We start from the raw sequence: 14332 nt of genomic DNA on the forward strand, positions 1-14332 counted from the left end.
GTCATTCAAGTCTTCCGGTTGATAGGGGAGTAAGCGCAAATAATATTGCGTGTTTACGCAAGTCCGTCTTCTGCTATAGCTACAATGAGAAAATACTTTCGCGCGATCGGGATCTGTGTCTGTGTCGGAAAATCAAGCTCCCACCTTCATCCTAGTTGACGGTCACTCTCTGGCCTTCCGCTCCTACTTCGCCTTTGCCAAAAGTCGAGACGGAGGCTTGCGAACTACGACGGGCATTCCCACCAGCGTCTGTTTTGGCTTTCTCAAGTCGCTGCTGGAAGTCATGGCCGCCCACGACCCCCAGTACATGGCGATCGCCTTTGACCTCGCCACGCCCACTTTTCGCCACGAAGCCGACGAAACTTACAAAGCCGGTCGTGCGGAAACTCCCGAAGATTTTATCCCAGATATCAAAAACCTGCAAGAATTGCTCAGCTATTTGAATTTACCTGCCATAACTGCTCCGGGCTACGAGGCGGACGATGTTTTGGGAACTTTGGCAAACAAAGCCAGCGCGGCCGGTTATCAGGTCAAAATCCTCACGGGCGATCGAGATTTGTTTCAATTAGTAGAAACCGAAAAACAAATCAGCGTATTGTATTTGAGTACCGATGAGCTCAGGCGATCGGGCAAAGGCAAATCCCAAGAATACGGCCCGGAAGAAGTCAAAGCCAAACTCGGTATTTTGCCCGAACAAGTAATAGATTACAAAGCTTTGTGTGGCGACAAATCCGATAACATCCCCGGAGTCAAAGGCATCGGCGACAAAACCGCCCTGCAATTGCTGGAAGCTTACAATTCCCTCGACGGCATTTATGCAGCCATCGACGAGATTAAAGGAGCAACTAAGAAAAAGCTAGAAGAAGGCAAAGAAGCTGCTTATCATTCTCAACGCATGGCGACAATTGTCCAAGACGTGCCATTAGAAATCAACTTAGAAGATTGCCAGCTTATAGGTTTTGACGAATCAGCCTTGATTCCCATGCTGGAAAAATTGGAATTTAAGACATTTTTAGGGAAAGTAAAACAAATTCAAAAGCGTTTTGGTGGCACAGAAGAGCCATTGACAGACAGTGGAACAGGCATCTTGCCTGTGGCAAAGGGCGGGCAAGATGCCCGCCCCACAATCAATTCAACCGACAGTGGCACAGGCATCTTGCCTGTGGCAAAGGGCGGGCAAGATGCCCACCCCACAATAGATAAGTCACCTCAAACTTCTAAAAGTTCAGAAGACGAAGACGATGACTTGTGGTTTTTTAGTCCCGAAGAAACCCTAGCCGCCCAGCAGCAAAATAAACTGCCAATTAAACCCCGAATAATTCAAACAACCGAACAGTTAAACGAATTAGTCCAACTCCTGCAAACATACACCGACAAAGCCTCACCCGTGGCGTGGGATACCGAAACTACCGCCATCGAGCCGCGAGACGCCGAATTAGTCGGAATTGGCTGCTGTTGGGGAACTGGTGAACAAGATGTAGCTTATATCCCAACCGGACACAAAACGGGCAAAAACTTAGACAAAGCCACAGTTTTAAATGCTTTGCGTCCGATTTTGGAAAGCGAGAATTATCCCAAGGCGCTGCAAAATGCTAAGTTCGATCGATCGATCCTGCGCTGTCAGGGAATCAAACTAGCCGGAGTCGTCTTCGACACCATGCTAGCCAGTTACGTACTCGATCCAGAAAATAGCCACAGCCTCAGCGAATTGTCAAGGAAATACTTAGGCATTGTCGCCAAAAGTTACAATGAATTAGTACCGAAAAACAAAACAATTGCTGACATCAGTATTCTGGCGGTAGCCGACTACTGCGGCATGGATGTTTACACTACATTTCAGTTAGTAGGTAAACTTAGAGCAGAATTGAAGGAAGCTGATAAAACTAGCTTTCCCGAAAAAACTTTGGAGGGGTTGCTGCTGGAAGTAGAACAGCCCCTAGAACCAGTTTTAGCAGAAATGGAATACTGCGGAATTCGCATTGATTCAGCTTACCTGCAACAACTGTCGCAGCAGCTAGAAAAGAGCTTAAAAGAAATAGAAGAAAAAACTTATCAAGCAGCGGGGAGAAAGTTTAATTTAGGTTCCCCAAAACAACTCAGCGAAATCTTGTTAGAAAAAATCCCCGATGAGTTTCAGAAAAAGTCTCGCAAAACTAAGACGGGATACTCTACAGACGCGGCTGTATTGGATAAATTGCAAGGAGACCACCCGATTGTAGACGATTTATTAGAACACCGAACATTATCCAAGTTGAAATCAACTTATGTGGATGCTTTGCCGCAGTTAGTGCGTGCGGATACCGGGCGAGTGCATACAGATTTCAACCAAACTGCAACGGGTACGGGAAGGCTTTCTTCTTCTAATCCAAATTTACAAAATATTCCCATCCGTACCGAGTTTTCGCGGCAAATTCGCAAGGCTTTTTTGCCGGAAGAAGGTTGGCTGATGGTGTCGGCTGACTATTCTCAAATTGAACTGCGAATTTTGGCTCATTTGAGTCAGGAACCTGTGTTAATTGAAGCTTATCAAAATAACCGAGATGTGCATACCGTGACGGCTCAACTGTTGTTTGAAAAGGAAGAAATAACTCCAGACGAGCGCAGGTTTGGCAAAACGATTAATTTTGGGGTAATTTACGGTATGGGGGCGATCAAGTTTGGGCGATCGATGGGCAAAACTTCAGCAGACGGTAAAAAGTTTATTGAACGATTTAACCAGCGTTACAGTAAAGTATTTGAATATTTGGAGAAAGTAAAAAAAGAGGCGATCGCCCTCGGATACGTTACCACAATACTCGGCCGCCGTCGCTACTTGAACTTCGAGAGCGAAAGCCTCCGGGACTTAAAAGGTCGCAATCCCCAAGACATTCACTCCGATCGACTTAAATCTCTCAGCAGAGATGACGCCCAATCTTTGCGGGCGGCAGCCAACGCTCCCATTCAAGGCTCTAGTGCTGATATCATTAAACTTGCCATGATTGAGGTACACAAAATTTTGCAAAACTATCAGGCGCGGCTGCTGCTGCAAGTTCACGACGAATTAATCTTTGAAGTGCCTCCCGATGAATGGGGAGAATTGCAACCGAAAATTAGAACTGCGATGGAAAATGCTCTGCCACTTAGCGTACCGCTGATAGTTGACATCCACGCTGGGCAAAATTGGATGGAAACTAAATAAAACAGAGAAATATGAGCAAACCTAAAATCGGGATTTTCCCAACAATAAAAACCTTAAGTGCAGTTGCTATGCTATTGCTACTATTCGGGTGTCCGCAAAAATTAGCGCCCAACAACTATGCTGTCAAGCGAGTCAGCGACGGCGATACCCTTGTTGCTAGCGATGCCGCCGGGAAAGATATCAAAGTGCGTTTTGCCTGTGTAGATGCACCGGAAATCGCGCACACAAATGCTGAAAAAAATAGCAAAGCAGCAGCACTAAAAAATCAATTTAAGTGGGGAAATCTAGCGCACCAAAGAATGCAGCAGCTAGTCAAACAAGGGGGCGGTCGCGTTGTTTTGACCGTCACCGATACTGACCGCTACGGCCGCAAAGTTAGCGAAGTTCGGTTGCCAAACGGCACATTTGCCCAAGAAGTTTTGATCCGCGAAGGATTAGCAATGGTTTACCGTCCTTACTTGAAAAATTGTCCGAGTGCAAGTGTTCTGGAACAAGCCGAAGCCGAAGCTAAGAAAAATCGCCGCGGCGTTTGGGGAGATTCCAAGTTTGTGCCAGCTTGGCAATTTCGGAAGAGCGATAAATGAGGGGAAGAAGGCCCTTCGACTTCGCGATCGGGTAAAAAGAAGGAAAATGGTAGGAGTACGAGCTAACTCTTGCCTTCGGAGTTTTGTTAGTCGAGTATAGCCACAAGTTTCAACCGATTTGTAGATTGACAGGGACAAGATTATGTTGTTGGCGTGGAATATGGGAACCTGTATCAGATATTTACAGTCTTGGACTTACTCAGGTTTTGTTAAACCCCGTCTATACTATAAATTTTAGGTTTAGCTGCTCCCCATCGGCCCAGAAAGCGGGTTTCTAGATACCGATGCCGATCGCCCTAATTTAGCTAGCCAGACGGGAATCCCCACACGCTTGTCGCTTCGATTAGTGTGGGATGAAAGTCGCGTTTCGCTGTGGATTCCACCGCCCACTGTTCAAAACTATGTTTTGAACAGTGGGCGGGTGGATGACGAGACAAACAAACTCTTTATTCAATGGGTCTATTTTGTCCTTTGTACTTGACAGTAAATAACGCATTCTGGTACATTAACACTAATTGATGCGTACCGACTGCTATCCAATATTTGTCACTCAATGAGAACGGCTTACCAGTACAAACTACGTCCAACAAAACAGCAGGTCATTGAACTAGACAGATGGCTATCCATGCTATGCGCCCAGTACAATTACCTGTTGGCTGATAGATTTAATTGGTACGAACAAAATCGCTCTCCTGTTAACGCCTGCCATCTCGTCTGTTACCTACCTGAACTGCGAGAAAATCCCGATTATTACTCGCAAAAGAAAACGTTACCTCAACTCAAGAAAACACATCTTTGGTATAGCGAAATATATTCGCAAGTCCTTCAGGATGTAGTTAAGCGAGTTAAGACAACATTTGACCGTTTCCTAAAAGGTGATAGCAGCGGAAAACGCAGCGGTAAACCTCGATACAAAGCTCGCAGTCGCTATCGCACCTTTACTTATCCGCAAATGAAAGAGGGATGCTTGCATGGCAACTTGATTAACTTGCCGATGTTTGGGAAAGTTAAAGTTGTCTTGCACCGCCCTATCCCTGATGGGTTCAAAATCAAAACCGCATCTGTCACCAAGAAAGCTGATGGTTATTACCTTACGCTCTTCCTAGAAGACAAGACGGTTCCAGAGATAAAGCCAGACTTTAATCCTCGTTCAATAACAGGTATTGACGTAGGACTGAAGGAGTTTTTGACAACATCTGAAGGCGAAACAGTTGCTATTCCCCAGTATTATCGTAAAGAGCAAAAACGCTTACGAACTATTCAAAAGCGAGTGTCACGTCGCAAAAAGGGGAGCAATAACAGGCTTAAAGCTATTAAGCAACTGGGCAGACAACACAAGAAGGTTACAGATAAAAGAAAAGATTTCCACTTCAAGACAGCTAATTGGCTGCTGTCAAAATATGACGTAATCGCACACGAGGATTTAAACATAAAAGGTCTAGCTCGTACAAGGTTGGCTAAATCTGTGTTGGACGCTGGGTGGTCAAGTTTTCTGTCGATACTGACAAACAAAGCCGAAAACGCGGGTTTGTTGGTTGTCCCAGTAAGTGCCCATAATACTTCACAAGATTGTTCTAATTGCGGCGAGAAAGTACCAAAAAAGCTGCATATTCGTTGGCATGACTGTCCTCACTGTGGGTGCAGTCTAGACCGTGACCATAATGCCGCAGTTAATATCAAAAATAGAGCGGTGGGGCAACCCGTTCTTAAAGCTCAGTTAATGTCCTATGCAATAGCAGGAGTCACTGAGAAGCCTACACCATACTGTACTCATTTGGTGTAGGAGTTGTCACTACAATACAATCAGGACGAGGTTTGGCTCCTACCGTCCGCAATCTGTGGAGTTTCGGCGATAGCTGACGCCAGATTCATCTAAAACCAGACATGAGTTCGATTGCACTTTTCTCCGACCTGTTTTTTAGGAAAAGTCAACAAATGTGATAGGCTCCAGATAAACTAATAGACTGCTGACAAAAGCGGTCTATTGCAATCACCCAAAATTAACTTTAAGGGACATCAATGAATTTCAAACATCTGGTTATTTCCGGCATTGCCCTGATCCTCGGTACTGCAATTGTAGGAAATGCGATTGCTCAAGAACTGACCGACGACCAAAAAACGGTTGTTTGTCGCTTGAAAACAGAAGTTGAGCAGCGGAAAGGCAACGGTCAAAAATTAGTATTTGTGCCGTTGCTGGGCCAAGTTCGCAAACAAGTTTCATCTCCTTTTAGAGCCACGCTGCATCCTAATGTGGAGTATGTTTTTGTTGCCACTTGCGACGGAAATTGCCAGGATTTAAACTTATCTCTCAAGGATGCAAGCGGCCAGGAAATCGCTGTGAGTCAAAAAACAGGTGAACTGGCGTCAATCTCTTTTACTCCCCCATCCCAAGGGGAATATCAAATCAGTGCTAAGCCTGGGGAATGCAAGAAGGCAGAGGGTTGCAATTTCGGCATGGGAATCTTCGTTCCTGCCTCTGCAAATGTACCTAATGCTTCAAAAATTCCTGCTGAGATAGCACAATTTCGACTTTGCCAGTAGAGGAGAACTTACAAGTTGTGAGTTGTGAGTAGAGTTAAGTTGTGAATAACCAATCTAACTCATAACTTGCAACTTATAACTCGTAAATTTTAATTAGTTATTCACAAATTAGCCAAACTGTCAAGCAGAGAAATCAGTGGAACCCTGCACAGACCCGAAAGTGCCGAAATTTGGTTGGGCATGAAAAACTCTATTTACCCTCACGCAGGCATCAATTAGAATATAGATAGTGCCTCTCAGGGTGACGAGTATATTGCCCATGTCTTCAACCTTAGCCTCGAAAAATCAACCCCATAACCCCCCTCAAACAGATTTGAGAAATCTGTTCAGTCGCTTGGGTATCAGGCAGAAAATCGGCTGCGGATACGCCTTGGTCATTTGTATTGCCATTGTGGGTGCTGTGGCGGGACGGGGAGTAGAATTTTATTACAAACAGCAGGTGCGGGAAAAACTGGCCCTGGATAGAGATAAAGGGGAAATCCTGACTAACCTCAATAACACCGTGCAGGAAGTCAGAATTCAGCAGCAAAAGCTGGCGAGTCTGACGGCAAAACCGCAAATTTTCGATCGCGAACGCTCGGAATTCCTGACTCGCGTTGCTCAGATGAGCGGCATCCTCGAACAACTGCAAACCTTTCCACCGACGAAGAATCCCGAGGTGGCCAAAGACTACGAAATCCTTCAACAGTTCGTTCAAGTCAACGGCAAAACTGTAGAATCATACTTTCAAGAAGTACAAAAGTTGTTGGCGACTGCGAAATTATCTGGTTTAAATCCGAGGCAGCAGAAGGCTTTCGAGCGGAACTTGAACAATTTTGCGGTTGGCAAAACCGCTTTGAAACTCGAACAGTTTTCGCACGATTCAGCCAAACTGGCCGGCAGCTTTAGCGAGAAAGCAGACGAGGCATTGAGTACCTACGACAAAGCAGAAAAACTCGGAACTCTGATTCTCGTTTGCTCTCTCTTGATATCAGCGGCGATCGCAGCAATTCTAGCAGCATACACCAGCGGGGCGATCGCTCGCTCCTTAGAAGCCACCACCCTCATCGCTCAGCGAGTGACAGAAGAATCTAACTTTGACCTGCAAGTACCAGTCACTACTTCCGACGAAGTGGGAATGCTAGCACTTTCCCTCAACGAACTAATCCAAAGAGTAGCCGAATACACAGAAGAATTGCACGAAGCAAAAGTAGCCGCCGAAGCTGCCAACCGCTCGAAAAGTGCATTTCTCGCCAACATGAGCCACGAACTACGCACCCCCCTCAACGCCATCATTAACTACAGCGAAATGCTGCAAGAAGATGCTCAAGATTCGGGTTCAGAAGACTTTCTCCCGGACTTAGAAAAAATTCAAACCGCAGGCAAACACCTGTTAGATATGATTAGCGACATCCTCGACATTTCCAAAATAGAAGCAGGTCACGTCACCCTTTATTTGGAAAACTTCGACGTGGCAACGATGATTGAAGAAGTGATGACTACGGCTCAACCGCTAGTAGAAAAAAAAGGCAATTCTTTAGCACTGAAAACCAAAGGCGAACTCGGCACAATGTACGCAGATCAACCGAAAGTGCGGCAAATTCTCCTCAATTTGCTCAGCAATGCTGCCAAATTTACCGAAAAAGGCGTCATTACTATCGGCGTCGAAAGAATGAAAATTGAAAAATCAAGACCGGCGAAACTTAATAAAAATAATGATTTTCAGTCGGGTTCAAACTACACTTCTCAAGTTTTAATGTTTCGAGTCAGCGACACCGGCATCGGCATGACAAACGAGCAATTAGAGCAGATATTTAAACCTTTTACCCAAGCTGATGCTTCGACTACCCGCAAGTACGGAGGGACGGGTTTGGGATTGACAATTAGCCAGCGTTTGTGTCAAATTCTCGGCGGCGAAATTAGCGTCGAAAGTGAAGACGGTAAAGGTTCAACTTTTATTGTCAGTCTCCCGGAACGGGTGGTGATGCAGGCATGAAGTCAATCGATTTTAGATTTTAGATTTGAGATTTGAGATTAAAGAATTGAAGCATTGACCCAGCCCAAAAACGGATACGCTGCCACGTACTTAAGTCGTGGAAAGATAAAAATTTTAGACTAAGGTTCAAGATCCCAGATTTATCTGTGGGGTAAATCTAAAATCTAAAATCTAAAATCTAAAATCGACTGACTTGCGCGAGATAAATACGTTCGGCAAGTTTCATCGGATACAGGTTTTTTATTTCTGGACGGATCGATCCGGGGGCTGGTATCCTGGATGCTTTCGGTGAGGCAAGATATGGATTTTGACACGGATAGACGGATTAATTATTGAGCATTCGTCAATAGTCAGGAGGCAGATATTCAAGGAAAAAGAAAGAGGGAGGAAGGAAGAGGGAAATTTAAAAATGTATTGATATATCAATTATCAAAATAAAGAATAATTAACAACCAGATCCGGACTAACGCACAGACTCTATCTGTAGGTGCGCCGTGTGCACCTTACATATAGGGGTTCTGCGTAAGTCCTGATAATTCCCAGGTCAAAACCTGGGAATATAGCAAGTCTAAAGAACAAAGCCTTGTACAAAAGTAGTTTTCAAAACTCCTTCAAAAGTGCGTTCTGTCTTGTCCAGCAGGACAACGACATTGCGCCCGTTCGGAGACAAACGAACTTCTCGGATTGAATAAGAGAACACCCAATCTTGAAAATTGTTCAGCGTTCCGAGGACACGCTGCCGACCGTTATGATTAATTACAAGACGCATTGCCGCGCTTTCTTTGCCAGCAGAAGCATTTTTTTGCCGCTGTTCCAGGCGAATTTGTAAAGGCTTTCCTGTATTGAGTTTGACGGCAACTGTCTCGCTTCCATTGGCTCCGGGAGTACGAGAAATAATGTTCAGTTTAGTTCCAGCGTGAGGAGGAGTTAACTTCAAAGTTTGCCTGTTATTCCAACTTTTTTTAAGCAAGTCATCTTCTGCCATTTTAGTGCTTTTATTGGAGTCTGGCTCGCCATATTTAGTTTCGATACACCCATTTTTGATGCAGGAATTTGCAGCAACTTGGACAATTTGCAATTCTGCTTTGGGAATTCCCGCTCCTGTATCTCTGGAACTTTCTAGATACAAGTAGTAATTGCTGTCGGCGGAAAAACCCGACATCCGGTGTGCGGCACGCCAGGTATTTGCCAAAGCTTCAGGGGCTACTGCGATCGCGGCACTTGCTATAATACCTAACGAAATTAAAGGTAAAATTTTCATAAATATATTTTCCAGGTGTGAGAGTTATAGCGGCTGTTATTGATGAGTAAAACAATAACGCTTCGGGTTTAGCTATAGGACTGTGACGCTTCTCAAGTCCTCTCTCCTATTTACATGAGTTTTTCTCCATTTTCCGCAGCAGGAGACTGTTTAAGAATGTGCCGTTTTTTCAAGTGGCACTAGAAAGCATTTTTAATGTGAGATTTGGTCTTATCCAAGAGTCCAACTTTTAGGGGCGAGAGTTTGCTTTTCCTTGCGAGATACTGCTACACAGGACGGAAATACCTATCTCAAGATAGGGGAACACCGATCCGCCCCCCCTCCGCAACTCCCTACAATGACAATTGTACGGGCGATCGAGCAATTGCCTCTACAGCAGCGATCATTTTTAATGCAGGGAATTAAAATTTATGCAACCGAATAATCCGAACCAATTTACTGAAAAAGCTTGGGAAGCCCTCGCCCGCACCCCCGAAATCGTCAAAGCAGGTCAGCAGCAGCAGCTAGAAAGCGAACATTTGATGAAAGCTTTGCTGGAACAAGAATCTGGACTTGCTAGCAGCTTATTTAACAAAGCAGGCGTGTCTGTACCAAAATTGCGCGATCGCACTGATGAGTTTATCAGTCGCCAGCCGAAAATTACTGGAAGCGGCGGCAACGTTTATCTCGGTCGTTCTCTCGACACCCTGCTAGACCGCGCCGAAACTTATCGCAAAGACTACGGCGATGAATTTATTTCGATCGAGCATTTGATACTAGGTTACGTTAAGGACGATCGTTTTGGCAAAAATCTACTACAAGAATTTAAACTAGATGAAGCCAAGCTCAAAGATATCATTACCCAAGTCCGGGGGAAGAACAAAGTGACCGATCAAAATCCAGAAGGCAAATACGAAGCGCTGGAAAAATACGGCCGAGATTTGACAGAAGCCGCGCGTCAAGGCAAACTCGATCCGGTAATCGGACGGGATGACGAAATCCGCCGCACGATTCAAATTTTGAGCCGCCGCACCAAAAACAACCCCGTACTGATTGGGGAACCGGGAGTAGGAAAAACTGCGATCGCCGAAGGACTCGCCCAGCGAATTATCACCGGAGATGTGCCGCAATCTCTCAAAGACCGACAATTAATTAGCTTAGATATGGGCGCGTTAATTGCCGGTGCAAAATTCCGGGGAGAATTTGAAGAACGCTTGAAAGCAGTGCTCAAAGAAGTTACCGACAGCAACGGCAAAGTCATCTTATTTATCGATGAAATTCACACCGTTGTCGGTGCCGGTGCCACTCAAGGCTCGATGGATGCCGGCAACTTGCTCAAACCCATGTTAGCGAGGGGAGAATTGCGCTGTATCGGCGCTACAACTCTCGACGAATACCGCAAGTACCTCGAAAAAGATGCGGCACTAGAACGCCGTTTTCAACAAGTTTATGTTGACCAACCGACAGTTGAAGATACTGTCTCGATTTTGCGGGGCTTGAAAGAACGGTACGAAGTTCACCACGGGGTAAAAATTTCCGACAGCGCCCTAGTGGCGGCGGCTACTTTGTCTACTCGATATATTAGCGATCGCTTCCTTCCAGACAAAGCCATTGACTTAGTGGACGAAGCAGCGGCTAAACTCAAAATGGAGATTACCTCCAAGCCGGAAGAACTAGACGAAATCGACCGCAGGATTTTGCAGCTAGAAATGGAAAGACTGTCGCTGCAAAAAGAAAGTAACGTTGCTTCGATCGAACGTTTGGAAAGACTGGAAAAAGACTTAGCCAATCTTAAGGAACAGCAAAGCGCTTTGAATGCTCAGTGGCAATCGGAAAAAGGTGTCATCGGCAGCATTCAAAAGATTAAAGAACAGATTGATAAGGTCAATATTGAAATTCAACAAGCTGAATTAAAATATGACCTGAACCGCGCTGCTGAGTTGAAATATAGCAAGTTAACCGAATTGCAAAAACAACTGCAACAAGCTGAATCTCAACTGTCAGCAACTCAAACCACAGGTAAAACTTTGCTGCGGGAAGAAGTTACAGAAGGTGACATTGCCGAGATTATTTCCAAGTGGACGGGAATTCCGATCAGCAAGTTGGTTGAATCGGAAATGCAGAAACTTCTGCACTTGGAAGATGAACTGCACAAGCGGGTAATTGGACAGGATGAAGCGGTGACGGCGGTTGCAGATGCAATTCAGCGATCGCGCGCGGGTTTAGCCGATCCAAATCGTCCGGTGGCGAGTTTTATCTTCCTCGGCCCCACGGGTGTTGGTAAAACTGAGTTGGCGAAAGCATTAGCGGCTTATCTGTTCGACACCGAAGAAGCGATCGTCCGAATTGATATGTCGGAATACATGGAGAAACACGCGGTTTCGCGGTTAATTGGTGCGCCTCCGGGATACGTCGGCTACGATGAAGGCGGACAATTAACTGAGGCCGTGCGCCGCCGTCCTTACTCAGTGATTCTATTTGATGAAATCGAGAAAGCGCACCCGGATGTATTCAATATCATGCTGCAAATTTTGGATGACGGCCGCGTTACCGATGCTCAAGGTCACACAGTAGACTTTAAGAATTCTGTGATTATTATGACATCGAATGTCGGCTCTCAATACATCTTAGATGTGGCGGGAGATAACGAACTAATGCGGAGTCGGGTGATGGAAGCGATGCGGGGAACTTTCCGCCCGGAATTCCTGAACCGGATTGATGAAATGATTATCTTCCACGGTTTGAGTAAGACGGAACTGCGGCAGATTGTGCTGTTGCAAGTTAAGCGCTTGGAAAAACGGTTAGCCGATCGCAAAATGTCTCTGAAATTGTCGGAATCTGCGATCGACTTTTTAGCAGAAATTGGTTACGATCCGGTTTACGGTGCGCGGCCTTTGAAGCGGGGAATTCAACGCGAGTTGGAAACGCAAATGGCGAAGGGTATTTTGCGGGGAGATTTTGCTGACGGCGATACCATTTTTGTGGATATCGAGAATGAAAGGTTGGCGTTTAAGCGGCTGCCGGCGGGGTTGGTGACTGCGAAATAGTTTGAGTAGGGTGGGCTGCGGCCCACCTTATTTTTTTGACGCGGTGGTTATTTTTTTTACCGCAGATGTAGGCGGATGGACGCGGATGGACGCGGATGGGATTGCGGGCGATCGTTCTTAAGAGCGATCGCTTTCTGATTTATCTTTTTTCTGCTCTTGGCGCTCTCTAACAGATTTAGTCAGCAGGTACGTTGCCAAACTGCTAACGGATCTGCTGTCTTCTTCTGCCCATTCTTCGAGAGCTTTTTGAATCTCTTCTGGCAAGTATGCGGTAACTCGTCCCCGTGAAGCCATTTGTTGCATTGCAAAACATTTCAGCACAGTCCATCTTACGCCGTGGTCATCGCTTAAGGGCGATCGCTTTCTGATTTATCTTTTTTCTGCTCTTGGCGTTCTCTGACTGCCTTAGCTGCCACATGGGAAAGCAGGTTTGCGAGCGTTCTATCTTCCTCTTCGGCCCATTCGGACAAGGCTTGATGAACGTCTTCTGGCAGTGTAACTGTGACTCGCATACGTGAAGGCATTGGCCGGCATGGTTTTACTTCAATTGTCTTCAATCTTACACTCCAACACCCTTTGATAGCTTTTTGCGTCATTTGATGTCATTGACATCAAATTATGCTATTAGTGTATATAAGGCTCAGGCCTTAAACAGTCAAAAGCCAGCCCCTTACTGTCCAAGGTTCCGGGCTGGCTCTGGCTCCAAAAATATCAATGGAGACGAGTTCTATGTTGACATACAAAGACCGCTTGTACTGTTGGGCGATCGCCCGTTTGTTACCCTCTGAGCAATGGATGATTGTCGCCCGCTTCCGCAGTTGTTCTGACGCAGACGGGCATTTTCAGTTTTTGCGACAAACTATACCTCACTTCAAGTTTGAGGTTGTGTTCGATCGCAGTGGGGACAGTCACCGTTTATCCGCGACCTGCCGCCCTTCCAATTATGTCAGCAGCGCGTTATAAATGGTAATTTTCGGGGCGGTTTCAGTTAACTAAACATTTGCGATTCCCTACGGGATAGCTTCGCACGCGCGTACTTTTTTTGATAAGTGCGTGAAGCCGTACCATCTTAGCCAAATCAGAATTTACACTGGAGTGGCCTCAAAACTAAAATTCTCCGCACAGGACTTTATCAACCTTGGGCTGTGGTAAAATTATTATATCCACACCACTTTCTCGTTACTTAAAAATATGCGATCGCAACTAGAACAAATTACGCTTCAAGACAGAAATGCTGCTGAAATGGAAATTCGCGATAATCGGCAGCAAATTAATTACGACACCAAACAGTATCCCGTCGAAATACTCGTTCAAAAATATATGGAAGGAATTGACGATGATACTAATAAGTTGTTTATTCCTGACTACCAACGTGAAATGACTTGGGATGAAGCAAGGCAATCAAAGTTTATCGAATCTGTAATTTTGGGGCTACCAATACCTTATCTATTCGTTGCCGATCTCGGTGATGATGAAAATGATGAATCACGTTTAGAGATCGTAGACGGTGCAGAACGCATTCGTACTCTAACCAGATTTGTCAACAACGAATTAACCTTAAGTGGACTGAAAAAATTAGAGCATTTGAATGGATTTAAGTTTAGTGATTTACTCATGCCTCGTCAGAGGCATTTCAATCGAACTACACTTCGGGTAATCCAACTAAGCAAAACTGCAAATGAGGAATTCCGAAGAGATTTATTTGAGCGGCTACAATCATTTTAATAGCAAAGTAAATACATTTGAAATAGAGCCAAAAATCTCTGG

11 protein-coding genes are annotated in these 14332 nt (G+C 45.3%); 8 read left to right on the top strand and 3 right to left on the bottom strand.

Going from position 1 to position 14332, the window contains the following annotated elements:
• Positions 1-121 precede the first annotated feature (121 nt).
• From polA to OSC7112_RS19200, 5 genes are all read left to right on the top strand, one after another.
• On the top strand, positions 122-3178 hold the full coding sequence (gene polA / locus OSC7112_RS19180; RefSeq protein ID WP_015177456.1) for a DNA polymerase I: 3057 nt from the start codon (positions 122-124) through the stop codon (positions 3176-3178).
• A gap of 11 nt (positions 3179-3189) precedes the next feature.
• Entirely contained in the window at positions 3190-3762 is a 573-nt protein-coding gene (locus tag OSC7112_RS19185; RefSeq protein WP_015177457.1) for a thermonuclease family protein, read from the top strand.
• A gap of 553 nt (positions 3763-4315) precedes the next feature.
• Positions 4316-5545: an RNA-guided endonuclease InsQ/TnpB family protein gene (locus OSC7112_RS19190; RefSeq protein WP_015177458.1), complete on the top strand. Its 1230-nt coding sequence runs from the start codon at positions 4316-4318 to the stop codon at positions 5543-5545.
• Positions 5546-5781: 236 nt separating this feature from the next.
• Positions 5782-6303: a hypothetical protein gene (locus OSC7112_RS19195; RefSeq protein WP_015177459.1), complete on the top strand. Its 522-nt coding sequence runs from the start codon at positions 5782-5784 to the stop codon at positions 6301-6303.
• Positions 6304-6562: 259 nt separating this feature from the next.
• Positions 6563-8278: a sensor histidine kinase gene (locus tag OSC7112_RS19200; protein ID WP_015177460.1), complete on the top strand. Its 1716-nt coding sequence runs from the start codon at positions 6563-6565 to the stop codon at positions 8276-8278.
• A 568-nt stretch (positions 8279-8846) separates the two neighbouring features.
• Here OSC7112_RS19200 and OSC7112_RS19205 read toward each other — a convergent pair.
• Positions 8847-9539 (bottom strand): DUF2259 domain-containing protein, encoded by a 693-nt coding sequence (locus OSC7112_RS19205; protein WP_015177461.1) that lies wholly within the window; start codon positions 9537-9539, stop codon positions 8847-8849.
• A 410-nt stretch (positions 9540-9949) separates the two neighbouring features.
• On the opposite strand from OSC7112_RS19205, the gene clpB reads away from it, so the two are divergent.
• Positions 9950-12565: an ATP-dependent chaperone ClpB gene (clpB, locus tag OSC7112_RS19210; RefSeq protein ID WP_015177462.1), complete on the top strand. Its 2616-nt coding sequence runs from the start codon at positions 9950-9952 to the stop codon at positions 12563-12565.
• 117 nt (positions 12566-12682) lie between these two features.
• Here the strand turns inward: clpB and OSC7112_RS19215 are convergent, their stop codons facing one another.
• Positions 12683-12859 carry a ribbon-helix-helix domain-containing protein gene (locus tag OSC7112_RS19215; RefSeq protein ID WP_071884035.1) on the bottom strand — a complete coding sequence of 59 codons (177 nt, stop codon included), beginning with the start codon at positions 12857-12859 and terminating at the stop codon, positions 12683-12685.
• 53 nt (positions 12860-12912) lie between these two features.
• Complete coding sequence (locus tag OSC7112_RS35960; protein ID WP_071883997.1) at positions 12913-13089, bottom strand: ribbon-helix-helix domain-containing protein; 177 nt, start codon at positions 13087-13089, stop codon at positions 12913-12915.
• A 205-nt stretch (positions 13090-13294) separates the two neighbouring features.
• On the opposite strand from OSC7112_RS35960, the gene OSC7112_RS19220 reads away from it, so the two are divergent.
• Positions 13295-13528, top strand: a complete 234-nt coding sequence (locus tag OSC7112_RS19220) for a hypothetical protein (protein WP_015177465.1) — start codon at positions 13295-13297, stop codon at positions 13526-13528.
• Between the two features lie 228 nt (positions 13529-13756).
• Positions 13757-14290, top strand: coding sequence for a DUF262 domain-containing protein (locus OSC7112_RS19225; RefSeq protein ID WP_015177466.1), 534 nt, complete (start codon positions 13757-13759; stop codon positions 14288-14290).
• The last annotated feature ends 42 nt before the right edge of the window (positions 14291-14332 follow it).

It is taken from the genome of Oscillatoria nigro-viridis PCC 7112 (assembly GCF_000317475.1).
In the GTDB taxonomy this organism is placed as follows: domain Bacteria; phylum Cyanobacteriota; class Cyanobacteriia; order Cyanobacteriales; family Microcoleaceae; genus Microcoleus; species Microcoleus nigroviridis.